Origin of the sequence: Lysinibacillus sphaericus (genome assembly GCF_006864135.1) — a bacterium.
Classification (GTDB): Bacteria; Bacillota; Bacilli; order Bacillales_A; family Planococcaceae; genus Lysinibacillus.
The window spans coordinates 201866-225463 of sequence record NZ_SADV01000007.1 but is presented as its reverse complement, the minus strand read 5'-3'; the positions used below and the strand labels follow the sequence as shown (position 1 = coordinate 225463).

The window sequence follows — 23598 nt, the reverse complement described above, 5'->3', positions numbered from 1 at the left end:
TTTTTCCAGCTCATTGATGCACGTTATGAAAAACGTAGCACGATTTTCACAACGAATGTGAACTTCAAATCATGGGATGAAATTTTTCCTGAACCGAAATTAGCGAATGCGATTTTAGATCGTATTTTACATCACGCAAGCGTGGTCTCAATTGTCGGCGATTCATACCGATTAAAGCATCATTTAACCTCGGAAAACGAGTAATTTTGTACATCCTTAAACGAGCGAAAATGTACATATTGGTGTTGACATTTATATTTCGGGATAATTAAAACTAAATATCTTACTAGCATATAAGCAACTTTGGAAAGATATAAAGAAATTTTTATCAACTTATTTTATCTATTTAATGAATTGATCAACCTCTATATTAAATGAAGGCTATTAATTAATTTTTGGCCAATAAATTGGCCAAATGTAAATATTAAATATAATTTAGAAACTCTCTTAAGAAGAAATTATTAGGAGGGTTATTTTGTATAACAACGATCATTTTCAATTAAAAAAGCAACGTAAGAATGCTTTAGAAATATTAAAACAATGGGAGTTGGAACTCAATTCGAAAAATGAACTAGAGAAAAATACTAATTTAACGAAAAAAATAAAGTGTGATAAAACAAATTATTTTCATATTAGGCTTAATTCAAATAAAGAATAAAGGTCATGAAAGAATTGCAAGAAAATGAATCTAAATATAATTTATCCAATATATTTTAATCACTCATAAAACCATTTAACCCTGTGTAATGGATCCAAGTCGCTTGGATATTCAAAAAGTTACCTTACTGAGTGGGAATATCGTCAAATATAATCTATAGAATATAACTGATATAAGACTATATGTAGCATTATGGTTCCCCTACTCCAAAAAGAAAGGAGAATAATATTTGCAACAAAAACTAAGTGTCCAACTATTAATCATTATACCTGAATCACAAGTTATAATTGAAAAATTGGAACTTGAGGAATTAAAAAAAGCAAACCTACTAGGTGTATATTGGTCCATGATGGATTTAGAGAACCGCATGGGGCGTAAAAAAGACTGGATTAAACAAAATGTATTATATAACCCGCGCTTCAAATCTATTCTAGATATTAGCTGTGGAGGTTTTGTTTATTATCCTCAAAAAAAGGTGAACCTTGGAGCATGCATGCATTACAAATGGCAAAGTTTCTCGATGAACACTTCAACGATATTTTTGGGAGCTAGAAAGTTCACTTGAAAATTTCTTTACTTCTTATAAAAAGTTACAATACTGTCAATGCTTATAACCTTATCTAAATAGAAAGGAGCAGGTTATGGCTAGTATCACTAAACGTGGATCTACTTGGCAGTACACTGTCAGCAGAACATTCGAGGGAAAATATAAACCTATAAGAAAAGGTGGATTTAGAACGAAAAAAGAAGCTTCTATTGCGGCAGCACATATTGAGGCAGATTTAGCAAAAGGTAATTTACCTTTTGCTAAAAATATTGCTTTTACTGAGTATTTCAAAGATTGGTTTACTATTTATAAAAGTGATATTTCTCAAATAACACTAAACTCCTATAGAGCTGTTTATACAAAGTTACTTGATTACTTCAAGGAGACACCTATTAAACTTATTACCAAACGTGATTACCAAGTATTCTTAAATAATCTAGGTATGCAATATGCTTTTTACAACAGCTGTAGCAGTAAATTTCTATACACTATCAACTCCAACACTTTACATATATTTCTTCCCGTATTTTATATAAATTATTCTAATTTACAAAAGAATCATTCCAGAAGAAGAATGACATTAAAAAGTGGTTTAGTGAAAACTTTACTAATTTCATGTGGATAACCCTATAAAGGTTAAATGCAACAAAATACATTGAGTGTGGTGAAATCAGTATAAAATAAAGGGATTCAATTTAGAACAGACAACTAGCATCTTTATGAACATTTTCTTGTGTAGAAAATGTGTAGAAACTTTTCATTTTCTATCCTTTTCTTTCGTATTCTCAAAAAAGCAAAAGCGCTTCAAACCCTTGATAATAAAAGGTTTGAAGCGCTTTTCAGTTGGTTCAAACTTGTTCTATCTGAACCTTGATACGTCCCAGGAGGGATTCGAACCCCCGACCGACGGCTTAGAAGGCCGTTGCTCTATCCTGCTTTTAATTCAGGCTTTATAGGGTGTGAAGGCAATTTTTCAAATTGTTAGGGATTCGTTCTTTTGACGAACTTAGACCGTAATCATCTTCATTGTCATATTATCATTATTTTTTCTTATTTTAAAGACATTTTTTAATCGCACTTTTACGCTTCCCAAAAAGTAGTTCAAGCATTCTTCCTGACATTACTTTCCTAATTCCGCTCTCGGTTTGTATCCTAATTTTATAAAATAATTCAGGTTCCAAACTTTTATTCACAAATTAATTCGCATTTTTCAATCATTTAAGCACTTAAACAAAGTCTTAAGAATTAAGGGTTTTAATCATTTAAGAAAATGATTGAAATCTACACACCTTTTTGTTATACAAAAATTTTTTAAGAGTTAGCAATTTCATCAAACAATTTAATACTCCAAATATTTTTGCAAATTTCTTTATACAACGCCTGTCTTTCCATTAAATCTGCTTTGTTAAAATATGCATATGGTTTGAATGGCAAATTGTTATTCTGCATGAATCTTAAAAATGAAGGATTATTACTGTAACAGTTAGCATTTAAAGTTCTTACCAATAGGTTTTCACTATCATACTTCAAAACTTTTTTACTGTACTCCATATTCTGATAGCTTCTATTTTTATCCTTTGGCAAAATTAACAATCCTCCAAATCGATTTCTAAACGTTTTAAATTCTTCCTCCGTTGAAAATTCATTTTGATGATTGGCTTGAGTATAATCATCTGCCCATATATGCTCAATATCATATGGATTTTTTTGTTGACGATTGACATAGGTTACAAAACTGCTATTTATCCCACAACTTTCTTCCACATAGTAAGTCATCCTTGATAAAATATGTAGCATATATCTTCGTGTAAATTGATTTAAATAGAAGCTGTCTATCCCTTCTAATGTCTGGTCCATCCCAGCTAAATAGTCTTTAAAAATGAGGACAAGTTCGTCAATACTTCTTCTTCTAATTTTCTTGGTTAAATTAAATATAGTATATCTTATAGAAGAGTAATCCACTGTTCTAAAGTTAAATACACGTATTGCAATAAACTGGTCAATAAAGCAAGAAACTAAACGTATTTTTTTGTTGATAATATCGATTGTATCACCCTTATCAATAGATGCCAGGATGATTTGATACTGTAAGGTAAAACCTCTATCCGCATTATGATAAACATATTCATATTCTTTATTAAACGTGTTGGAATATTCTTTTAATCGAATGAAGATGTCTGAAAAAGTATTAAATTCATTTAAGATAAACTTTTCGAAATCCACACTTTTATCTAAGTTTATTAGTGATTTCTTTTCCCTAACCCATTTATGGAAGGTTGTTCCGATAATTTCGAAATCCTTGTTTGCAGAATCCTTTTTACCTTCTCTTATTGTTTGAGCATATTGTGCTCGTAACCAATTTTTAATAAAGTCGGTATCTCCATCTTTTTCAATTTCTTTTAATCTTAACACTCTGTCTTTCCATAAATCATTTGCCCTGTTTCTTATATTATTGTCGCTAATCTCTGAAAGAAGATAACCTTTAAGCATTTCTGTAGTAGTAAGCCTCAATCCCCTATCATTCATCGTTACAAATATTCTATGAGCATCTTGTTCAGAAGTAGTTTTTATTTCAATGAAAACAAGATTATCAATTATCCATTCGATAAACACAGGGAGAGCTCCTCTTTTTATTTCATCTGGAAAAAGTTCTTCAATGTCTTTATAACGGCTAAATAAATTAATTACACTTTCTGATGTTTCATTAGTAATATCATAAGTTCCATTATCGAAAAGTCCTGCTAAACAAGCTTCCCTTTCTTCAACATTAATACAGAATGTTTTTTGCCCATACATCTCAGAATAAATTAAGTTATCAATATTTACTTTGGGGTAAGTTGAGTATTTCTGCAAATTATTCAAATAAATAAGTAACAACGTTATGGAAGAAAGACGCTGTTGCCCATCTATTATGGCATTATCGTTAGTCAGAATGATGGGACCTAAAAAATAGCTCCCATATTGCATAACATCCCGTTGGGTATCGCCTGACTGATAATACTCCAAGAATTCACTGGTTAAATCTTCAATCAACTCTTCAACTTGCTTTCGTTCCCAATTATATTCACGCTGATAATACTGTACTGTATAACGATTATTAAAAAGAGTACGTACAATTATTGCGTTTCCTGTAATTTGTGTCATATTTCGTTAGCTCCTTTAACAAGTTTACTTCTATTATTTATAGAAAGGACTTAACTATAGCCAAATATTCCTTCTCTATACCTACACCACCTAACTCAATAAATTTCATTTTTGAATTAAAATCGATTAGGATATTATAATAATTATTCAATTTCTATTAATTAGAACATATTAACAGTATAATATTAAATGTATTATACTGCTTTAAAATATCTTTATAGGGGGTACATATGAGTTTCGAAAGAGTAGTAGAAAAAGTTAGAGATAATGATGTTGTTTTATGGGTTGGTGCTGGATTCTCCCTATATGCAGGTATGCCAAGTGCACATACTCTGAGGGAATTAATTATTAATAGTTGTTCTGAAAAGGAAAAAGGCTATTTTAATAATCAATCACTTTCAGATGTTGCTGGTACATTTGTTGATATGCGTAACGGTTCACGAAATGAATTACATCAGATATTACAAGATGCTATAGATGTTGAACCTAAATCACTTTGGGCACATAAGCTCGTATCGGAAATACCTCAAATAGATTTAATTGTAACAACAAACTATGATAAATTATTTGAAGAATCTTATGGTCGAGAACTTTCTACTATTGTATCTGACACACAATTGCCTTTAGCTAACAAAAGAACACGACTATATAAAATTCATGGAGATATAAATGTACCCGAATCAATTGTCCTTACAAACTCAGATTACACTAATTTCTTTAGAAACACTGATAAACCTTTATGGAATAAAATAAAAACTTTATTAGCAGAAAAAACAATCATCTTTTTGGGTTATAGTCTTTCGGACCAAAACATTGATTTCTTATTTGATAATGTGATAAAAGATATAGGTAGTTTTCAAAAAGAACCCTTTTTAGTTGCACCTGGTCTTCCTCCTCACATACTAAATCGTTTAAATCAAAAAAAAGTTAATTATATTGATATGACTGGTGAAGTTTTTATTGAAAAACTTCATGAGGAAATAAAAAAAAACTTTTAGAAGACATTATCATCAATAAAATAGATAAAGAAATAGGGTTAAGAATCTTAGAGAAAAGATATGCATTAGATGCAACTATTAAAACTACATCAAATGGTTCAATATTAAGTTCACTTGGTACTTTTGATAATAATAAAAAATTAAACTTAGATATAAAGTTTCAAGGAATTAACTTCTTCGATATGTTAAAGGATTCCAATTTTAATGCATTTGAAATTTCTGGAGATAAAATTATTAACATGCACTCACATTTCGAAGGAATATCTATTCCCACAAGTGGGAGTATTTTAACCATGAAAGTTGTCCCTTTACCACTAAAAAAATTTAAATCGGATTTATATTTTAAAGGTACAGGTGAAGTTCTTTCAGACGTTTCTATAGAAATTTTCAATGGATTTGGGACTACTTTATTAAAACTCTCTCATCCAGGAATACAATTAGAGTTAAATTATACACAACAAAAATTTAATTTCACTTTAAAAAAATACAAAAGCTTAAAACACTTAGAAGAAACCATGAGTTTTCTATTGACCCTTCTAAAAGGAAATGAACCCTTATTTACCTATCTTAATGAAGAAAGACAAGAAATTAAAATTATTCAAATGAATCCTTTAGAAAATATTGTAGTTAGGGAAGAATTAGTAGTAGTTTTTAAAATAATTGAAACATTGAAGGAAATTCAACAATATTACCATGTAATATTTAGAGATTTTAAAATTGATTTTTCAGAAGACACTATTAAAAAAATTGAACTACTTAAATTGCATATGACAAAAAAACATATACTAATAGATACTGCATTTTTTACAACAAAAGATTTAATATTTTACGAAGAAATAATGAATCATGAAGATTTTGTTGAAGAAATAGTTAGAAATAAAAAAGAATTTGGATTTGACTCTAAAAAATTTATTGAGAGTATTAATTTGCTTAATCAAGATATTGAAATTAATTCTGAACTAATAACGCAATGCGACGATGCTCATATTGTAAGTTACGAAGAATATTACGATGATGGTCTGAATTATTTCTACATTAAAGCTAAAAGTGCCCAAAATGGCATAAAAATTACCTTTAATAATTAATCATATATTGTTACAAAAAGACTAAAATAAATAGGCTTTGACTATAATCAACAAAAAAATGTCGTTTTTTATTGATAGTCAAAGCCTATAATTATTATTTTATTTAGCAATAATCATTTTAAACAGAGTCTAAAAATAGTACACGATGCTTACATTAGCCATTTTAATAAATCCTCTTCTATAATTCAATCCTGCAAGGATACGAAGTAATTCAAATACTATATCTATTTTTTAACTTCCCTTTTCAATTTTGGAATTCGCATTCTTCATCATCCCCATTAACATCAATATGATTTCCTTTAATACTATATTAGCATCCTCACATTGTCGGACGGTTAAATATCTATTTTTACAAAAAACTTCTAACCAATATAAAGTTTCGTGTGCACTTCCTAAAGCATTATTATAAAAAGATAACTCTTTTAAAGGATAAATTTGAACGTTACCTTCAGTTAAATTAGCTCCAATACTTGTACCTGAACGAATAATCTGTGATTTCAGTGACCCTATTTCCTTAAAACTATTACTTCTTACAAATGTGAAAATGAGGTCGTTTAATTCCATACATTTTTCATAAAGTTTTAACTTTTTTGGGTCTTTAAATTGAATTTCCAATATATTTCTCCTCCAGTATTTCATAAATTTTTCCTATATATAACTTAGTATATTCCTATAACTCTTGTTCAACTTCTTCAATCTTTCAAATACAGTATTGGATAGTTTGGCTGTTTCCTAATGGCTTAATTCAGTATTTCTTCGAGCTTTTCTTCGAGCATATCTTTGTGCTCTTTTAGTTCACCATATACTTCTTCTAATCTATCCGTTCTCTTTTTATAGTATTTTTCTAATAAAGGCTTATAATAGTCTTCTCTTTTACCAAAACAGTTGTGATATTTGTCAATTGTCATTATTTCTATTTCATAATCACCCAGCTCTCTATCTTCACTATAGTAAATCCTTCCGTCATTCAAATATAAATAACAAACAACCCCTTGTTTTGAATGTTTTTTCGTATCTTAAGAATACGTTCTGCTTCATACTCCAAATCTACGTTTTCCAAAATGCGAAGAGCCTCTTCTTTTTTAATAAAGTTACTAAATTTATAAAAGTCCAGAAATGCCTGATATTTTATAGCATCACTTTTTAATTTAAAGATAATTCCATGTTCCTCTCCATATTCTACACATTCTTCAAACCCCTCAGCTCCTATCCATTCGTCAAAGTTATACCAGTACCAGTCAATCGATTGAAACAAATGGTCAACATAGTACATTGTTTCTATTGTTGCCCCAGCCTGTATTGCCTTTTGGATATTAGGCAAATTAACATCTATATCTCTTTCGGTATCTACAATGAAATGACTATTAGTCCAAAAATAATCTGTTTGTGAAATATGTTTATCTTCGCCTTCTTCTAAAATGCAATCGAACTGTTCGGAATAGAAATCGCCACTATACCCTTGTTGCACGTCATTAAGTTTTAATACCAGAAGTTTTTTCATATCGTTATTTCCTCTAATTCATTTCTAATTTCAATCTACTCAAAAAAGTGGCTTGTTCACTTGTATATTTATTTTATAAAAGGAACAAAGTTTACGAAATGTGAAAACTGTTCAAGGTAGTTTGACACATTCCCTTTTTAATAACAAACCTCGAAATTCTTCTTTGAAACTATTCATATCTTTCCTCCGATTATGTAAATTTTGGTGTAAAGGTGCTGACATTGTAATGGCTCCTATTTCACTGATAAAGTAAATCACTATAAAATTTTCAAAGAACAACAAAAAAACTGGATTACTTGAATGTGATTAAACATTTACATAGAAAATTTCTATAACCAAAGGATAGACCTATCCCCTTTCAACTAATTCAGTAGGACACACTTGTCCCATTGAATCATGGTTATAGATATTAAATTTCTAAGTAAAGTACATTCAAGTAATCCAGTTAGACTGGTTCACTTATTATAAGTAAAGTTTAAGTAAAGTAAATAAAAGAAGGTTGACTAAAGTCAACGATTATATCTAAGTAGTTTTTCCGTGAAATAAATTTAACACAACCTAAATAATTCGTCAACGAGTTTTGGATAATTATACAAAGCTATATTTATCACTTTAGCCCGTCTCTAATAAAATTGTTATTTCATTGTTTATCTTCATAACTGCTCACTTACACGCAGCTAATATTGTTTTGCACACTCGTTCGAAAAAGGGAATGTTTTGAATCCATACAGTCTATAAAAAACATGATTTTTAGGGAAATTATTTTTCAATGTAAAGTCTTCTGAACCCAATAGTATCAATGGTTTGATGAGTATAACAACTTTTTGAAAACATAAACCTATATAGTGTGAAAAACAAACCCGAATTTCAAATTAAATCTAAAAGTCAAAACACTTAATTAAAAAAACAAAAACCACTTTTAACTAAACAGCAAGCTGTTTAAAACCTTACCAATGCATCTTGAAATTATGTGTATCCGTTCAAACGGAATACTGGAGGATACAGTAATCCCCATATGTTTTTTATTAGAAGTGGTTTTTTATTATTTATCTTAGATATTTAGAATTTATATTTTTGGCAATAGTTATGGTTATCCACCTGTGAACAATTGATAACACAATACACTTAGTATTTGTTACTATAGATTATTGCACTTCACCCAGTCACAGATAAATGTCAAATTATATACATATCCCAAGATAATTGAAAAACCACTCCTAACAAAACAGCAAGCTGTTTATAATTCCACAAAAGTATTGCAGTTCTCCAATATCCCCATCTCTCCAGATATATTATGTTCCTTACCAAATTTGTCTACGCACTGTTAAAAGGAAATAAATATGCTGGGAAAACAAAACTTCTCCAAATTATGTTTTTGATTACAACGGTTATTATTCACATGGCATGAACAAAAATCTACAATATGACATTATATATGTAGTAGCCAAATCCCCCTATAAAACAAGGGTTATCAATAATTAACAGGTACTCTGGTGATTGAAATTTTCCTAAATTTTTTTGTTACATTAAAAAATAAAAGTTGTATTGAGTCTCTTTCCCTTATATAAGAGAGAAATACAACTTTTTTAAACATCAAATATAATATTTCATCATTCTTTTTTTCAAACGAGTGTGTAAAACAACATTAAAAACAAAAAAGATGCCTCAACTGACATCTTTAGATTCTGTATCATGTTTTAAAATAAATTTTTGCCCCTTACTTTCAATATGGTAGGTGGTCAGGAACGGCTCAAGATATTTTAGAATTTTAGAGAACTCAGATTTATCTGCAATACTCGCTTGACTTCGAATGTCCTTCTTCCGAATACTATCTATATTAGAGTGAACATACTCAAGCAAGGCATCCTGCACCCTATTGATTTTCTCTACCAATTTAGACTGCCCTTCTTTCTTTCCATTTTCCCCCTTCTCTACGAAGAGTATTTCCTGCTTTACATATTGCACATTTTTTAATTGTTGCCTCACGATATCTACTTCCTCATTACTATCGCAAAAAAGATAGATTTGAGCGTTTTTCTTCATATCTCGATTAATTCGTTTAATGGCTTGATATATTTCCCCTGCCACGGCTGTCTTCCTTATCGCCTCAACATCCTGATTCTCAAAAATACAAATATTTTCCATAGGCTTTCTACTTTTCGTTCTGAGATAAAAGAATTTCAACGCATAGTCTAAATAGGAATAGTTTGGTGTTTTCAAAATAACCACCTTATCAAAATCCCGAAAATCATTCCTTCCGATAATATTACCAAAATACTCTATTTCAAACTTTATATCGAAATGTGACTCTATCTCTTCTATTGTATCGCCTATATGAGCATACTTAATTAACAACGCCTCTTGTACCGTTCTTACACTATCTTTTTCCGTAACAAATAAAATCTTGCTCCCAATGTTGAATTCAATTACCTCTAACATTTTTTCATAAAAATTAAGATATTTTTCTAACTGTCCTTTACTCGTATTTATATTGAAATGCTTCAATATGGTTTGAGAATAGTTAAATACAGGAGGTTGATTTTTAACATGGAAAATATCTTGGTGGAGTTGATAAGTAGCATCAAAGTTTCCATTCGCATCTAAAATTATATTATTTTCTAAAAGATAGAACGAGATATCTTCGAAAGTATGAAAGCAGTTTTCATAAAAAAGTCCGCCATTTTTCAATAAATTTTGGATTTTTATTAGTAATTGTTTCTGTACCTTATCATGAACAGAGGTAATTAATGATTCTACAACTCTCTTATATTTTGCATAGATAGTATCTTGAAAATCTAAATAAAATATTTCTTGTTTATTAACTGCATTCAACAATGTAGAATAATGATAGTATCTCTCCTTTAATATTTCAGCTAATGCTACCATTTCTCTCCCTTGTTCATATAAATCAAAATCACTCCATAAAGAAGCCATATCTTCAAGGGTTATATAGATTCTCTCCACTAAATCAATATATTCATCTACTACTAAAACCTCACGCTCTTTTAGTAATTCTGTGTGTAACCCTCGACAGAACTGCTTATACATTGAGTGACTACACACAATAATTTGTGCTCCTTTCGCCTTGTCTAATCCATTTTTCTTTTTATTATCTTCACCTGTAATACCAACAGCTACATCCCTGCCAGCGAATTCGTTGATACGATTCACAGCTTCTTCTAATTGATTATCTTTTACAAAGCGCTGTATATAGATAGCTTTATGCGAATAATTCTTCGTCATTTCCCCTAAAAAATGTTGACTTTCTCTCGATTTTCCACTCCCAGCTTCATAAGGAAACACCGTGAAAGCTTCTTTATTCCATTTTTCTTTATTCTCAATTTGTTGACGTAATTCATCAAAATCATAACTATTTAATACTTTATTCAATACTATTTCTCTCCTTTTTTATGCTATCTCTAACATACCAACAGGAGCAAAAATACTACATAGATTATCGGTTCTATAACGTCTGACACCTCACAATATGCTTTACCCTATATTGAATGAGATTCGGCCTTTATCTCACTACTTCGCACCATGTTCGACATAGTTAGTACGATATGTAGGAATTATTCTCCCTCATCTGCTTATCATATAAAAATAACATTTTAAGGAGGTTTCAAATATTATGAATAATCATTTTGCAATTGCTGTTGACAGTGGCAAACACACGACAAAAAGTGTTTTTTCGATTAATGGCAATTTACACAAATATAAATTTAGAACTTTAGTACAAGAGGTTCAAGACCTGGGGGTAGAGTTAACACCAACCAATCAAATTGTTGAGTTAGATGGGAAAACCTTTTTGATTGGGGATATGAACTCGGAGGCACAATCTAACTATGATATATCCAAACACTCTATAGAACACTTACTATGTATATATCTTGCGATAACAAAGTACCTTACCCAAATAGACAGTAAGAACATTGGCATTCCAAATATTCGCCTCGCAGTAAATGTCCCACTTAATATCTATAAAAATTCGGTTCTGAAAGCGAAATACGAGCAATTTATACAGAATCAACAAAAAACCATTTCACTCCGTGTGAATCGCAAGGCATTTATTTTCCGAATTGATAAGATTATTTTATTACCAGAAGGAACGGGTCCCATTTATCAACGTATAAATGAATTTAAATTAAAACGGAGCCTTATCATCGATATAGGGGATTGAATTCTAATTATTGCATGTTTGAAGGGCTTGTGCCTATGTTGGATTCTATGGTTATAGGTAATAGTGGAATTAATATACTACGCTCCAAAGTAGCTGAAAAGATGGCTTCACACTATGGTATCACTGTCTCTGATGCAGACGTTGAACATATTTTGAAAGAAGGCTACCTATACACAAATGGGAGGAAACAAGAGGAAAGCAAAGAAATTATTCATAAACTTATCGAAACACATGTTACAGAGATATTTAACTTTGCCAAATCACGTAGTATTACCTTTAACAATATTTCTATTACTTTTTGTGGTGGGGGCTCTCTTTTACTGAAAGAGGAAATCCTAAGACAATTCCCAAATGCAGTAATCGAACAAGACAGTCAGTATGCTAATGTGCTAAGTTTCTTTAGAATACTGGAAGTGAAGAAACTTGTCTAAATACAAGGTTTCCATTAGTTTTAAGCAAAATTCTGTTCATATCTATGAGTTTATTAAATCAAAAGAAAATATCAGTAGTTATCTCTGCAAGTTAATAGAAGCTGATATGAATAGTGAACATTCACCTTTAGATTTAAAGTCACAGGTAGAACAAATAATGTATAAACTACTTCAAAACCAAGAGTTTTTACAGCCTGTCACAATCAATTCTAATGAAAGTAAAGATAATCTTTCTGTAGAAGATATCGATTTAATCAATAATTTATTTTAATAGAGAGTCAATTTTAGACTCTCTATTTGCTTTCTCTAATATTTTTGTTCAATTCATCAGCTCTATTTGATTTTGTACTACTTTCTGCCATACACAAAACCGGAAAAGGTATGAACATTTTCATAACTTTGACGTAATGGTTATGAAATAGGTAAGAACCATTGGTTTTTAGTGCTCCTTTGATAACCTTGGAAAGTATGAACACTTTCATAACGTTTATGAAATGATTATGGGCAATTACTAATATATTATGATTAGTTAATAACTATGGGAGTTTTCATGCATTATCACAATACATTTATAAAACAAACTCTATTGGAATAAATAACCTTTCTTCTTGTGGCTTAATCGGACTCCTGTCTTCAGCTATATAAACATGCCAGGATGAATAATAATTTTCCATTCTTATCATTAAAATACTTAAATTTTATTTACATTTTCGTTCTACCCCCATTTTTTACACGATAATTTGAAATATAAATGAAAAATTATGGCCATTAAAGACTAAACACAAAACACAACATATAGTTGTATAAATTTTATTTAACACTATATATTGATACAAAGAATCTTAACTGCTATAATACTAAATTGTGGGGGAATTATAATTTCAATCCAAATAAACAGGAGGTGAAGTACATGGTTAAGATAAAGGTAAATAAATCACAGTTAAATAGTGCCATAAGAAAAATAAATAGAGAGATGGACAAGCAGGTAAAAAGAGAAGTTCAGAAACTCGAACGTGAACTAAAAAGAAAATTAAAATAAAAAAGCCCTTATTTGTTTTGCAGAACAACTAAGAGCATGCGTTAAAAATATCTAAGTAAATAATAATACAAAATGTAGTAAATAGACAGAGGATAATACGTTCCCCTCCCACAATTTTAAATGACAAGGAGATAATGTAATGGGGAAAAATCAACATATTACACCGCATCCAAATGGCGGTTTTCAGGTTAAAGGAGCAGGCAATTCGAAAGCTACTAAAATATTCAATACACAACATGAAGCTATTCAATATGGTCGAGATATCGCCATAAACCAAAATTCTGAATTGCTTATACACAATAAACAAGGACGAATCCGTGAAAAAAATAGTTACGGAAACGACCCTTATCCACCAAGAGGATAGTATTACTTTACGACTATATTAATATGATTACCTATAGAGACAGGAATAAGCTAATATATCCTGTCTCTTATCTAAATACTATAATTTTGTATATTATAAAGAATTAATCAGAAAATCCATTATTTTATAATTCCTTTAAGCCCCTTTAACCTTCTTTGCACTTCTATCCCTTGTTCTTTTGCCTCTTAGCTTTTTTAATTATTTCTTTTTACCAACTTGAAGATATAAGTTGCCCTCTATCTCAATATATGTGGCTTTAACAGTGCGACCATTTGCAGTGAATGTTTCTGGAATGTCATTTTTATTAAAGTAATTCCACACTTTATCAGCATCGCCTTCAAAGTAAAGTTTAAATAACTCTTTTGCTACAATAGGAACACGATATGCTTGTGGCATTTGACCATTAGCATCTCCATCCCACATATAGAATGAGAATGTTACCTCATTTTGACTGTCTCCACCATTTACAACGATAGCACGTGAAGCACCTTCAATACCATAGAAGTGACCACCGTTAGTAAAACCTAACTCATTTTGTAGAGTTTCAAAGTTTTTCGCTGAATCAGAACTCCATTTAGAGCTTAATACTGGTGCAGTCCATCCATCAGGGTATGTTGTACCTGTAGGTGGTTTTGTTGGTTTTGGAGCTTCAGGTTCTACACGGAATGTTTCATCCAGTGTACGAGCCATCATAAGAGAGAATTGACTACGTGTAATAAAGTCATTTACACCAAATTTACCATTGCTATAACCAAATGTAATTTTGTTATTAGCTAACAATTGAACATATTCATATGCCCAATGTGAAACTGGTACATCTGAGAAGCCTTTATCAGCATATCCTTCAAACTCATAAGCGATTGAAAGAATTTTTGCCATTTGACCACGTGTTAAGTTCCCTGAAGGTTCAAACACTTTTTGCCCTTGAGCATTTGTTTTACCACTAATAATGCCTAACTCAACTGCTTTAGCAATTTCTTCATAGCCATCTTGTCCAGGTTTCACATCTGCAAATCCAGGATTTGAAACGTTTGAAAAATCTGTAATACCTTTACTACGCAATAACATACGAACTGCTTGTAGTCGAGTGATGTTTGCACTTGGTTTAAATGTTCCATCAGGGTATCCCTTGATTACACCACGTTCTGCTAAATAGGTAATCTCTTTATAAGCTCCATGTGTTTTTGGAACATCATAAAATGTAGTAGTTTGAGCATTTGCTTTTTGCATAAACGTTAAACTGCTGAATAAAACTAAAACCACCGTTATGTACGTTACTAACTTTTTCACAAAACTTTCCTCCTATAAAACAGAAAATATGATAACATATTGGTAAGTATATAAGACTAAACCTATAAATTAAAATACAACCAAAATTACCATATATTATACTAAACTATTGTCGATATTTATTCAATTAACATTTTTCCGAATAATATACTTAGATTTCATCAAGTAGTAACAGCAGGAGTATTTAAACTCATCGTCAAAAGTGAGAATAAAGTTAAATACAAGGGATTTAGAAAGGTAATGCATTCCAAAACCTTAAATACTTTAAATACTTCCCTATTTATAAACATTATTACTGATAAAGGATGTGTGTTGTGATGTTTGATATTAACAAAGAAATCGAGATGTATGGACGAGATATTGATGACATCATTGAGGTAAGCCCATTTGAAGGTACGTATCTTTTACATATGAGAAGTCAAATCGAAAGGGAATTGTACACATTTACGAACGATGAAAAAATCAAATTATACAGTTACGATTTGAATTTAATTAAAAATGCAAAAAAAATAGCAAATCATATTGAAGAAATTTATGATTTTAAATTGTCTAAAGAACCACTTGAAGAATGGTGGTGGCATCTTGATAGAGTAGCATCCGGAGAGATAAAATTTACACTAACACCTTTATTTAACGAAGAATAAATAGCCATCTTGTATAAAAAACGATAAGAATCCTTGTTTAATTGCTATATCGGGGATATCCTATGCTATATTAACATTTTCGAATATCCCCTCTTAATTCACGTTTTAGTAAACAAGAAATCTTTCCATCTCTTCTGGACTTAAGTCCTTAGGCTCTACCCCCTTTTCTTTACAATAATTCGCTAATGCACGTACTTTTACTTTTGGTTCACCAGGAGGGCGTGGTATAGCGTAGATTCCGTCCGGAAAATCGCCATCGAATGGGTCTACCTCCATTATTCTTTTTTTCATTTCTTCCTGTAACTTTCCTTCATCCTTTTTCATCGTATTATCACACCTTCCACAGATATCTGCTCTTTCCCAAAATAATTTTATTTCTTTTTGAAATTCATCTAACTCCATGTCTTTATATGTTTCACCAGTTCCTAAGAAAATTTCAATTTCTTCTGAGTTCTTATTCATAAGTAATTTTCAATTGAATTAATTCATTGCCTTTTTTCAATCTAAAATCGCCATTATTAATACAAAAAATAGGATACTGCAGTACAAGAAAAATAATGAATGACAAAATCGAACTCGCCTTTTTTCTCGTTCCTCTATCATTGCTATTATTCGTTCATTATCCTTTGAGACGCTAAAACCCATATTCGGTACACTACATTTAACTCTATTAGTTTTATGTTTCTTATTTCTGTTAATTTGTACCACAATATCACTCTTTTCACTTAGTTATTGAATATTTAAATTACCATCGTTCAAATTCCTCCGTTTACTTGTTCCACTCTTATAAATTATAAAAATAGATAGTAAGGCCATAATAAAAATTAAAATCATGGTACAAATACTTACAACAGCTAAAGCTAACATTATCTCACCTCCCTTCAATTTAAAAATCCATTGAATAATCCCCCTCATCTTTCCAATAAAATATCGAAAAGTTCTTCTCTTTTAGCTAAAAATGCCTCTTCTCCATCAAATCCGAAATCTCTAAGCTGCACAACAGATTGTGTTTGTTGTATCCATTCAGAATCCCTTTCATCAACAACCATAGCTTTATTAAAAGTAAAATCAATACTGTTCTCCATCTCCTAAGCCTCCTGATAAATCTACATACATACTGATAGCTATCTGTCATTTTGACTATAGGCAAAAATAAAAAGACGTTGAATATAGTCACCGCTATACTTCAACGTCTTACGTACATTTACTATGTTCAATTTTTAAATTTGCCAACCTGAAATCAATACAACATGCTATACATTCCCGTTTCAAACGGAACACCTCCTAAATATCGATGTATTAAGTATATCACCTGAATCGATATAAGGGGATATTTTTTGTCTTAGGGAAAATCGACATCCATACATTCTTGATACAGTAAAGCGGGTTCAAAATCTACTCCATTAGGCCAACACACTGTCCCAGCAATATCATCCAGGGTAACTTGTAAAAACAACTCCAAATCGTCTCTGACCTCAGCCAATAAACCACTATCATCTTTTAAAAATTTTCGAATATCCACTATGCGATATTCTTGCATGTCGAAAACCAATAGTAATTTGAAATTTCTTGTGGGGATGACTGATGTAATCCTCATTTCCTGCCCCCTCTGCAAATTCTTGACTTAATCATAACAAACCGTATAGCGTACGCAATTGCAAAATTTATAAGGTAATAGGAAAAGGTGTTCAATCGAAGATTTATTCCATTTTCAATTGATTCTTCCCCCTCTCTTCCTCCTATACTATTTAAGTAGCTCGCCCAAATCGTATTTAAACCTTGTCCTTTTAAGCTCCTGCGAAATAGCATTTCCATTTTCTTTTACCCAGTTCAATGAAAAACTCTTCCGTTTCCTTTCATGATAAAAATGATACACAGATACAGCCTCTACAAAATATGTCTCATTCATATCTCTAAAGTTGAATACAAATCCAGCCTTTACACCATCTATGTTGCTGAATCGGTACAATGATTCGATTTGATAGGATTGGATGGCTCCAAATGGAATGGATTTTCCTTTGTGACTCTTCAATTCTAAAAGGTAGATGTTTGGCTTTTTATATAAGATAAAATCACAGGGATTTTTCACGTTTGCAAAGCCTAAATTGTCATCTTTTAATCTATAGACAAATAGGTACCCCTTCTCTGAAACAGAGGCATAGAAGTCCTTCTCGAACTGTTTCCCAGGGTTTAAACGCTTTCCTCCTTTTCTTTTACTCTCACTTATGGTGACGGTCATGCTTTTCTTCCTCTCTTTTTTCATTTTTTATTATGATAGAGGATAAACATAGATTTTATAAAGATTGTTCAGTTTTACTATTGCCGATTAAATTTCGGACTAAAAAAGTATGAACTTTTTCATACTTTTTGCATAATTCCTCTGAAATGTTATGGTATAAGTACGATAAATTAAGAACAGTTATGAAATTATTTCGTACTTCTTTCGCAAATGTTCAGATATAGTTATGGTACAAACGCAATTGAACCCACTTAATTATAGGAGAATCTCTAACACTACATGCTACAATATGTATACTAAAGTGTTTCGTTTGGAGGTTATGAAATGAACAATTTACTTGAAGTAATAGATATTAAATCAAACAATGGATTATATCGCATTTATCTATTTTCTGATAAGAATCCATTGCCAAGACTGAAAATTTATAAAATAATCGATGAAATTGAAACTCCTGTGAAAAGTATGTACGAGGAACTAAAAAAATTGAATGCTGAATTTTCTTTTAAAATTGATTATGAACCTGTAGGTAGAACACAATTGAACACGAGGGAATTCAGTAAAGAATTTATTAAACTATATAAAAACAAGATGAAGGCACTGGATTAATACCAATGCCTTCATTTTGACTAATACAACCTCATCTATCATGTCGAGCCTGTTTCCGATACTAATCTTGTTGAAGCAACTGAAACAATTCGTCCTTCGATTCTTGTGGCAATATTTTAACGAAGTCCTGTAATCCCAGATTGTACAAACACAAAGAAAGCATTTTCGCCCTTTCATCATCAAATGGTAGGAAAACACCATCCACTAACTCCAATTTATTTTCCGCTGGTGTATACTCTTGATATATCTCATAATTCACTGGCTGCCCTGCTCTTTTAGGAATCAACATAATGTCCTAACCCCTTCCCCCATGCTTTAAACAGCAATTCTCAAACTTCATATATGTAACTTGATAATAATAGATACCTTAACATGTGTTATCGATTATAATGCAAAATACGGTCATAGTATAACCTATACCATTTTCATCATTTAGCGAAATAAGTATGAACTTTTTCATATTTTTTCTGTATTTACTACAAACTATTTCGAAATAAATATGAGAAAGTATGAACATTTATGAAATTCTTTTACACATGTTCAGATAAAGTTAAGTAACAAACACTATTGGAATCCACATCATTAATTGTAACCAAGCAATATATGAAACCAAATAAACCCTCATGCCCCTATTGAAACAAGGTACTGGTAACCCCATGCTTTGTTCCTGTTTAACTACATACGATTTTATGTGTATGTTCAGTACGAAGAATCTGGAACACCCTTTGAAATGTGTCATTCAGTACGGAGATTTTGGAACACCCTTTGAAATGTGTTGTTCAGTACGGAGATTTTAGAACACCCTTTGAAATGTGTCGTTCAGTACGAAGATTTTAGAACACCCTTTGAAATGTGTCGTTCAGTACGGAGATTATAGAACATCCTTTGCCGTTAGACTATTAAATGAAGCTAAAGCGGATTTTCTTACAGATTTTTGAACTGAACAGTACAAAGACTAAATATCCACAAGAACTGTCGTATAAATATTTTCCAACAAAATCATTTGAATTTAAAAATGCTAAATTGTTGTTAAATTAATGCTTTAGCATTTCTCATTTTACTCACCTTAGGCTGAAATTCCTCATTTCTAATATATCTAATTCTATTTTTCGACAAATATACGAGCGAAACTGGATAGAGTGTCCAATATCCGCTCGTATAATTCACCATTAATTCAATAGCATAAAAAGAGGCTTCTTGAAATTTTTCAATTGCCCTTAATATACTTATTTTTTGCTCGCTGCATTTGTTGTAATACAAGGTCAAAACGGTCGTCCATTATATCAATATCTTCAATATCAGCTTTTCCAAAATGTTCCTTGCATGCCTCTTCCCTTGCATCTTTAGTAACCTTTTTCAAATTCTCCATTTCATGTTTAACAATAGTTGTTATCCATGAATCTTCAAATCCTTCTAATATCAATTCAGAATATATTATATCATGTTTCTCTAAAAGTTCATTTCTTTCCGCTATCCGCTTATCTCTATCCTCTTTATTAATATGAAAATCTTCTATGATAACTTTATATCTTTCCAATGTTGATGATAAATCAGTCACTTCCCTAAAACGCTGTTGAAGATGTACATCTTCTTTTAACTTTGCTAAAGTCTGCTTCAATTTTTGTTCTGTTTTCTTAACAACCTGTTCTTCAAATACTATAACCATGTTCAATTTTCCATCGCCCCTTCTTTTAAAAAACATAAATTTCCCACCAGACTATCAACCATAGGAGATTTATGACTCTGGTGAAAATTAATTTTATAAATTATTAATCACCTTGATACAGTATTCTCTCCAATAATTCTCATTGTCTCCATATATATCATGTAACCAAATGTACATCAAAATTACTTCAAGAAACTGCTTCTTCCCTTTTATAAAAGACTTCGTTGAAATTTTGGTGTACAGAGTATTTAAATTAAAGAGATTTGTTTTTTGTTTATAATCATAAAAATAAGGTTGCCAATTTTCACTGGTTTTAATTTTATGTTTTACTGGCCATAAAGAATCATCATCAGAAAAACGTGATAAATAATTAGAAGCAAACGCCCAAATATTCACTTTGTGCTTACTCCAAGTTCTTTCCAACCATTCATTTATATCCTCAGTCAAAAATATCGAAGGATTATTTACCTCTTTTTCACTTTCAATTCGATGGTAATCTTTTATAAAATTGAATAACATCTCTGTCTGACCTTTTAAAAATGGGTTCTTTTTTATAAGATTGGCATAACAATCATATGAACAAGTCCTAAATTCATGTTCAGTGTTATATAAAAGGAAAAGTTCCTCATTTTTTAAATAACTTATAATAGAACGATGGATTTGCTTTTCATGAACATCATAAATATCGACAAGCCATTCTTGAACAGCATCTTCATACTTTTCCAATTGATTTCTAAATTTTAATAACCGTTCTTCATTTAAGAATGTTTTTTGTTCCATCTCCTCAATATTCAAATATTGATTAAAATATTCAAAAACATAATTTACACAAATACGCAAATTTTCATTTCTTGAATCAATATCATATTCATTTATTTTATCTTCCCTTTTTCTTTTTGAAATATATTCTTCAAGAGAAAACATTTTCATCACATCCCTCGTTATTTCTTCCAAAACCCTATTTGTTACTGTTCTTAAGAACTGTTGCTCCGCACTATCTAAACTTTCATTTTTTCTTTAAAACTTAATCGAATCCGTGATTCTTTTTGTTATTTTGTTACGGGGCAAAATCTTCATCAAAGCACATATAACAATAGCCTGACTGGTCATATTTGAAAATGGCTTTCCTCTCTTCATTTAATCCTTCGGGGGCGAAACTATACGCACGAACTCTTTGTAAATCAAATTCATCATCGTGATAACGGTAAACCATTAAAACATTCGACTTTTGAATTTTATTCTTTCGCAGAATCAATTCATTTAGATAATCTACCCTTTCAGCAGATTTAATGTATTGTATCCCTATAACATTATGTGGAACATATCCTTCTTCTGTTTGCGAAAATAGCTTTTCTATTGTTTCAACATCTTTTTTCGGGATACTCTCCCTCTCCAAATGTAAGGCAAGATATAAAAAATGTTCATCATCAAATCGGGCATCCCACTTCCACCAAGATAAATCCATTGGTCGGGAACGCCCTTTTGATTTATCAAACTTTGAATCTTCAATGAATGCATCGAAGCCAAGCATTTCTCCTAATTGAGCAAAAAAGTCAATTTCCCTTTTTGTAAACATAGAAACATTATGTAAATGGGATAAGTTCATTCTGCGATAATTCCTTACATACCCCTCGAAAAATTGCATGAGATTGAAATAATATTTATCCATAAATACCTTCCTCTTTATACAAAAGAATATTAATCGAAATTTCAAACTTCTGTATTTTATTCTATGTTAATATTTAATATTAGGAAAGTCTGCATAAAATTCATAAATTATATGGAGGAATAGTGATGCCAAATACTGATTGGACAAAACTCAATTCTTTACAAGTAGGAAAGTACGCAGAGTATTTCGCAAAAATGGAATTCGCTTCCTATGGATTAGAAGTTTACACAACAGAGGTGGATGACAGGGGTATTGATTTTATTATAAAAGATAAAAATGGTCGTTTCTGTGAAATACAGGTCAAATCTCTTAGAGGCCCAGGCTATGTGTTTATGCAAAAAAGTAAATTCGATATTACTAATAAAAACCTATACCTGGCTCTATTGATTTTTAGTGTTGGGGAAATGCCAGACGTTTTTATTATCCCTACACAGGCATGGGAAGTACCCAATGAAGTATTTGTTGATAGAAATTATGATAAACCAGGACAAACAAGTAAACCAGAGTGGGGAATTAATATATCTAAAAAGAACTACTCCATTCTCGAAATCTTTAAATTCGAGGAAACAATTAAAGACTTTTTAAAAGAAAAGTATATCAAATGTTAGTCTTTGGATATTAAATTTAAATTATAAAAACAACCACCTTCTTTGTTTTAATAAAGAAGGTGGTTGTTTCATATGCAAAAGGGTGTGTTCTCATAAAAAATATCTTTTCTATGCACAAACCCAAAAGCTCGGCTGTTTAATTTTATCAAACTTTTAATTAAACTGAAAGCAAGGCAGAGACATTGCAATAAATTCTTTCAAATCTTGTTGAAAGTAAACGAAATAATTCTTCCTTTGATTCTTATGGCAGAATTGTCACGAACTCCTTTAATCCCATATTGAACAAGCACAACAAAAGTATTTTCCCCTTTCATTATTAAATGGAAGGGAAACCTTCATCCACTAATTCTATTTTAATTTCCGCTGGCGTATATTCTTCATACATCTTATATATTATCGGCTACGCTTCTTTCTTAGGTATCAACATAAGGTCATAATCCCCTGTCTCTACATTTCTGAACAACAATTTAAAAATTTCTTATTGATATGACAGAAATGATTCTCTTTCCCTGCACATAGCAAAATACAACCATAGTGTAATCTATGCCATTTTCTTCATGAAGTGAAAAAAGTACAAACTTATTCATACTTTTTCTGTATTTCCCCCGAAAAAATACGGAATAAATATGATAAAGTATGAACTTTTATGAAACTATTTCGTAGATTTTCAGATATTGTTACACATCAATCATTAAAATCACATACATCATTCATGACACCAAATACACCCTTAATCATACATATATTCAAGAAATAAATATAATAAAAGTCAGTAACTATTTCATGAAAAAATGATGGCAAAGAAGGAAAATTCGAACGAGTAAAAGGAAAAAGCATGATGAAAAATATATTTTTTTAGATTTCATTCTTGATGTGCTGTTCTGTATACCAGAATTATTTTTCGCCCTTCAGACTAATCTTCTGGTTGC

Annotated in this window: 28 protein-coding genes; 14 read left to right on the top strand and 14 right to left on the bottom strand. The window is 30.8% G+C overall.

Features of this window, described 5'->3' with window-relative positions:
* The 4 genes from C7Y47_RS11440 to C7Y47_RS11425 form a co-directional block, all read left to right on the top strand.
* Window positions 1-204 (top strand): ATP-binding protein (locus C7Y47_RS11440; protein WP_185903466.1); only part of this gene is annotated, 204 nt, incomplete at its 5' end.
* Between the two features lie 271 nt (window positions 205-475).
* Complete coding sequence (locus C7Y47_RS11435) at window positions 476-658, top strand: hypothetical protein (RefSeq protein WP_142508903.1); 183 nt, start codon at window positions 476-478, stop codon at window positions 656-658.
* Between the two features lie 229 nt (window positions 659-887).
* Entirely contained in the window at window positions 888-1223 is a 336-nt protein-coding gene (locus tag C7Y47_RS11430) for a DUF771 domain-containing protein (RefSeq protein ID WP_436970106.1), read from the top strand.
* Between the two features lie 76 nt (window positions 1224-1299).
* Window positions 1300-1830 carry an Arm DNA-binding domain-containing protein gene (locus tag C7Y47_RS11425; protein ID WP_142508902.1) on the top strand — a complete coding sequence of 177 codons (531 nt, stop codon included), beginning with the start codon at window positions 1300-1302 and terminating at the stop codon, window positions 1828-1830.
* 686 nt (window positions 1831-2516) lie between these two features.
* Here C7Y47_RS11425 and C7Y47_RS11420 read toward each other — a convergent pair.
* Window positions 2517-4349, bottom strand: a complete 1833-nt coding sequence (locus C7Y47_RS11420) for a DUF262 domain-containing protein (RefSeq protein ID WP_142508901.1) — start codon at window positions 4347-4349, stop codon at window positions 2517-2519.
* A 230-nt stretch (window positions 4350-4579) separates the two neighbouring features.
* On the opposite strand from C7Y47_RS11420, the gene C7Y47_RS11415 reads away from it, so the two are divergent.
* Both C7Y47_RS11415 and C7Y47_RS11410 read left to right on the top strand, forming a co-directional pair.
* Window positions 4580-5347: an SIR2 family NAD-dependent protein deacylase gene (locus C7Y47_RS11415; RefSeq protein WP_142508900.1), complete on the top strand. Its 768-nt coding sequence runs from the start codon at window positions 4580-4582 to the stop codon at window positions 5345-5347.
* Window positions 5348-5529: 182 nt separating this feature from the next.
* The gene (locus tag C7Y47_RS11410; protein WP_221887669.1) at window positions 5530-6432 is read left to right on the top strand and encodes a hypothetical protein; all 903 of its coding nucleotides are present in this window, start codon (window positions 5530-5532) and stop codon (window positions 6430-6432) included.
* 231 nt (window positions 6433-6663) lie between these two features.
* On the opposite strand, the gene C7Y47_RS11405 is transcribed toward C7Y47_RS11410, so the two are convergent.
* The 4 genes from C7Y47_RS11405 to C7Y47_RS11390 all read right to left on the bottom strand — a co-directional run bounded on the left by C7Y47_RS11405 (window position 6664) and on the right by C7Y47_RS11390 (window position 11323).
* Window positions 6664-7047, bottom strand: a complete 384-nt coding sequence (locus C7Y47_RS11405; protein ID WP_185903465.1) for a four helix bundle protein — start codon at window positions 7045-7047, stop codon at window positions 6664-6666.
* Between the two features lie 125 nt (window positions 7048-7172).
* Entirely contained in the window at window positions 7173-7403 is a 231-nt protein-coding gene (locus tag C7Y47_RS11400) for a hypothetical protein (protein WP_142508897.1), read from the bottom strand.
* Window positions 7400-7933: a hypothetical protein gene (locus C7Y47_RS11395; protein WP_142508896.1), complete on the bottom strand. Its 534-nt coding sequence runs from the start codon at window positions 7931-7933 to the stop codon at window positions 7400-7402. Before C7Y47_RS11395 ends, C7Y47_RS11400 begins: the two co-directional genes overlap by 4 nt.
* 1665 nt (window positions 7934-9598) lie before the next feature.
* Complete coding sequence (locus tag C7Y47_RS11390) at window positions 9599-11323, bottom strand: hypothetical protein (protein ID WP_142508895.1); 1725 nt, start codon at window positions 11321-11323, stop codon at window positions 9599-9601.
* A gap of 241 nt (window positions 11324-11564) precedes the next feature.
* Between C7Y47_RS11390 and C7Y47_RS11385 the strand changes: the two genes are divergently transcribed.
* From C7Y47_RS11385 to C7Y47_RS11370, 5 genes are all read left to right on the top strand, one after another.
* The gene (locus C7Y47_RS11385; RefSeq protein WP_142508894.1) at window positions 11565-12113 is read left to right on the top strand and encodes a hypothetical protein; all 549 of its coding nucleotides are present in this window, start codon (window positions 11565-11567) and stop codon (window positions 12111-12113) included.
* 35 nt (window positions 12114-12148) lie between these two features.
* Window positions 12149-12544, top strand: a complete 396-nt coding sequence (locus C7Y47_RS11380) for a hypothetical protein (protein ID WP_142508893.1) — start codon at window positions 12149-12151, stop codon at window positions 12542-12544.
* Complete coding sequence (locus tag C7Y47_RS11375) at window positions 12537-12815, top strand: hypothetical protein (RefSeq protein WP_142508892.1); 279 nt, start codon at window positions 12537-12539, stop codon at window positions 12813-12815. The genes C7Y47_RS11380 and C7Y47_RS11375 overlap by 8 nt, the downstream gene beginning before the upstream one ends.
* A 639-nt stretch (window positions 12816-13454) precedes the next feature.
* The gene (locus C7Y47_RS25625; protein ID WP_255505135.1) at window positions 13455-13583 is read left to right on the top strand and encodes a hypothetical protein; all 129 of its coding nucleotides are present in this window, start codon (window positions 13455-13457) and stop codon (window positions 13581-13583) included.
* Window positions 13584-13722: 139 nt separating this feature from the next.
* On the top strand, window positions 13723-13947 hold the full coding sequence (locus tag C7Y47_RS11370; protein WP_142508891.1) for a DUF2188 domain-containing protein: 225 nt from the start codon (window positions 13723-13725) through the stop codon (window positions 13945-13947).
* 198 nt (window positions 13948-14145) lie between these two features.
* Here C7Y47_RS11370 and C7Y47_RS11365 read toward each other — a convergent pair whose 3' ends face one another.
* Window positions 14146-15237, bottom strand: coding sequence for an S-layer homology domain-containing protein (locus C7Y47_RS11365; RefSeq protein WP_142508890.1), 1092 nt, complete (start codon window positions 15235-15237; stop codon window positions 14146-14148).
* A 317-nt stretch (window positions 15238-15554) separates the two neighbouring features.
* Between C7Y47_RS11365 and C7Y47_RS11360 the strand changes: the two genes are divergently transcribed.
* A complete protein-coding gene (locus C7Y47_RS11360) occupies window positions 15555-15881 on the top strand; it encodes a hypothetical protein (RefSeq protein ID WP_142508889.1) in 327 nt (108 codons plus the stop codon).
* A 105-nt stretch (window positions 15882-15986) separates the two neighbouring features.
* Here the strand turns inward: C7Y47_RS11360 and C7Y47_RS25620 are convergent, their stop codons facing one another.
* From C7Y47_RS25620 to C7Y47_RS11345, 4 genes are all read right to left on the bottom strand, one after another.
* Window positions 15987-16343: a hypothetical protein gene (locus C7Y47_RS25620; RefSeq protein WP_255505134.1), complete on the bottom strand. Its 357-nt coding sequence runs from the start codon at window positions 16341-16343 to the stop codon at window positions 15987-15989.
* Between the two features lie 449 nt (window positions 16344-16792).
* Window positions 16793-16966, bottom strand: a complete 174-nt coding sequence (locus C7Y47_RS24915) for a hypothetical protein (protein WP_185903464.1) — start codon at window positions 16964-16966, stop codon at window positions 16793-16795.
* Window positions 16967-17223: 257 nt separating this feature from the next.
* Window positions 17224-17478: a DUF2442 domain-containing protein gene (locus C7Y47_RS11350; protein ID WP_142508888.1), complete on the bottom strand. Its 255-nt coding sequence runs from the start codon at window positions 17476-17478 to the stop codon at window positions 17224-17226.
* 147 nt (window positions 17479-17625) lie between these two features.
* Entirely contained in the window at window positions 17626-18120 is a 495-nt protein-coding gene (locus tag C7Y47_RS11345) for a Holliday junction resolvase RecU (protein ID WP_185903463.1), read from the bottom strand.
* Window positions 18121-18444: 324 nt separating this feature from the next.
* On the opposite strand from C7Y47_RS11345, the gene C7Y47_RS11340 reads away from it, so the two are divergent.
* Complete coding sequence (locus C7Y47_RS11340) at window positions 18445-18726, top strand: hypothetical protein (RefSeq protein ID WP_142508886.1); 282 nt, start codon at window positions 18445-18447, stop codon at window positions 18724-18726.
* Between the two features lie 61 nt (window positions 18727-18787).
* On the opposite strand, the gene C7Y47_RS11335 is transcribed toward C7Y47_RS11340, so the two are convergent.
* The 4 genes from C7Y47_RS11335 to C7Y47_RS11320 all read right to left on the bottom strand — a co-directional run bounded on the left by C7Y47_RS11335 (window position 18788) and on the right by C7Y47_RS11320 (window position 22061).
* Complete coding sequence (locus C7Y47_RS11335) at window positions 18788-19015, bottom strand: hypothetical protein (RefSeq protein ID WP_142508885.1); 228 nt, start codon at window positions 19013-19015, stop codon at window positions 18788-18790.
* 918 nt (window positions 19016-19933) lie between these two features.
* On the bottom strand, window positions 19934-20428 hold the full coding sequence (locus C7Y47_RS11330; protein ID WP_142508884.1) for a hypothetical protein: 495 nt from the start codon (window positions 20426-20428) through the stop codon (window positions 19934-19936).
* A gap of 57 nt (window positions 20429-20485) precedes the next feature.
* Window positions 20486-21322, bottom strand: coding sequence for a hypothetical protein (locus C7Y47_RS11325; protein WP_366151265.1), 837 nt, complete (start codon window positions 21320-21322; stop codon window positions 20486-20488).
* Between the two features lie 127 nt (window positions 21323-21449).
* Window positions 21450-22061, bottom strand: coding sequence for a hypothetical protein (locus C7Y47_RS11320; RefSeq protein WP_142508883.1), 612 nt, complete (start codon window positions 22059-22061; stop codon window positions 21450-21452).
* Window positions 22062-22186: 125 nt separating this feature from the next.
* On the opposite strand from C7Y47_RS11320, the gene C7Y47_RS11315 reads away from it, so the two are divergent.
* Window positions 22187-22669 carry a DUF4365 domain-containing protein gene (locus C7Y47_RS11315; protein ID WP_142508882.1) on the top strand — a complete coding sequence of 161 codons (483 nt, stop codon included), beginning with the start codon at window positions 22187-22189 and terminating at the stop codon, window positions 22667-22669.
* The last annotated feature ends 929 nt before the right edge of the window (window positions 22670-23598 follow it).

What these genes read in the sequence shown, in the direction of transcription:
- C7Y47_RS11395 (WP_142508896.1), bottom strand. Translation starts at nt 7,933, where the DNA reads ATGAAAAAACTTCTGGTATTAAAACTTAATGACGTGCAACAAGGGTAT.
- C7Y47_RS24915 (WP_185903464.1), bottom strand. Translation starts at nt 16,966, where the DNA reads ATGGAGAACAGTATTGATTTTACTTTTAATAAAGCTATGGTTGTTGAT.
- C7Y47_RS11380 (WP_142508893.1), top strand. Translation starts at nt 12,149, where the DNA reads ATGTTGGATTCTATGGTTATAGGTAATAGTGGAATTAATATACTACGC.
- C7Y47_RS11330 (WP_142508884.1), bottom strand. Translation starts at nt 20,428, where the DNA reads ATGTTTTTTAAAAGAAGGGGCGATGGAAAATTGAACATGGTTATAGTA.
- C7Y47_RS11360 (WP_142508889.1), top strand. Translation starts at nt 15,555, where the DNA reads ATGTTTGATATTAACAAAGAAATCGAGATGTATGGACGAGATATTGAT.
- C7Y47_RS11345 (WP_185903463.1), bottom strand. Translation starts at nt 18,120, where the DNA reads ATGACCGTCACCATAAGTGAGAGTAAAAGAAAAGGAGGAAAGCGTTTA.
- C7Y47_RS11420 (WP_142508901.1), bottom strand. Translation starts at nt 4,349, where the DNA reads ATGACACAAATTACAGGAAACGCAATAATTGTACGTACTCTTTTTAAT.
- C7Y47_RS11335 (WP_142508885.1), bottom strand. Translation starts at nt 19,015, where the DNA reads ATGTTGATTCCTAAAAGAGCAGGGCAGCCAGTGAATTATGAGATATAT.
- C7Y47_RS25620 (WP_255505134.1), bottom strand. Translation starts at nt 16,343, where the DNA reads ATGAATAAGAACTCAGAAGAAATTGAAATTTTCTTAGGAACTGGTGAA.
- C7Y47_RS11340 (WP_142508886.1), top strand. Translation starts at nt 18,445, where the DNA reads ATGAACAATTTACTTGAAGTAATAGATATTAAATCAAACAATGGATTA.
- C7Y47_RS11410 (WP_221887669.1), top strand. Translation starts at nt 5,530, where the DNA reads ATGTTAAAGGATTCCAATTTTAATGCATTTGAAATTTCTGGAGATAAA.
- C7Y47_RS11350 (WP_142508888.1), bottom strand. Translation starts at nt 17,478, where the DNA reads ATGAGGATTACATCAGTCATCCCCACAAGAAATTTCAAATTACTATTG.
- C7Y47_RS25625 (WP_255505135.1), top strand. Translation starts at nt 13,455, where the DNA reads ATGGTTAAGATAAAGGTAAATAAATCACAGTTAAATAGTGCCATAAGA.
- C7Y47_RS11385 (WP_142508894.1), top strand. Translation starts at nt 11,565, where the DNA reads ATGAATAATCATTTTGCAATTGCTGTTGACAGTGGCAAACACACGACA.
- C7Y47_RS11415 (WP_142508900.1), top strand. Translation starts at nt 4,580, where the DNA reads ATGAGTTTCGAAAGAGTAGTAGAAAAAGTTAGAGATAATGATGTTGTT.
- C7Y47_RS11315 (WP_142508882.1), top strand. Translation starts at nt 22,187, where the DNA reads ATGCCAAATACTGATTGGACAAAACTCAATTCTTTACAAGTAGGAAAG.
- C7Y47_RS11320 (WP_142508883.1), bottom strand. Translation starts at nt 22,061, where the DNA reads ATGGATAAATATTATTTCAATCTCATGCAATTTTTCGAGGGGTATGTA.
- C7Y47_RS11370 (WP_142508891.1), top strand. Translation starts at nt 13,723, where the DNA reads ATGGGGAAAAATCAACATATTACACCGCATCCAAATGGCGGTTTTCAG.
- C7Y47_RS11325 (WP_366151265.1), bottom strand. Translation starts at nt 21,322, where the DNA reads ATGAAAATGTTTTCTCTTGAAGAATATATTTCAAAAAGAAAAAGGGAA.
- C7Y47_RS11425 (WP_142508902.1), top strand. Translation starts at nt 1,300, where the DNA reads ATGGCTAGTATCACTAAACGTGGATCTACTTGGCAGTACACTGTCAGC.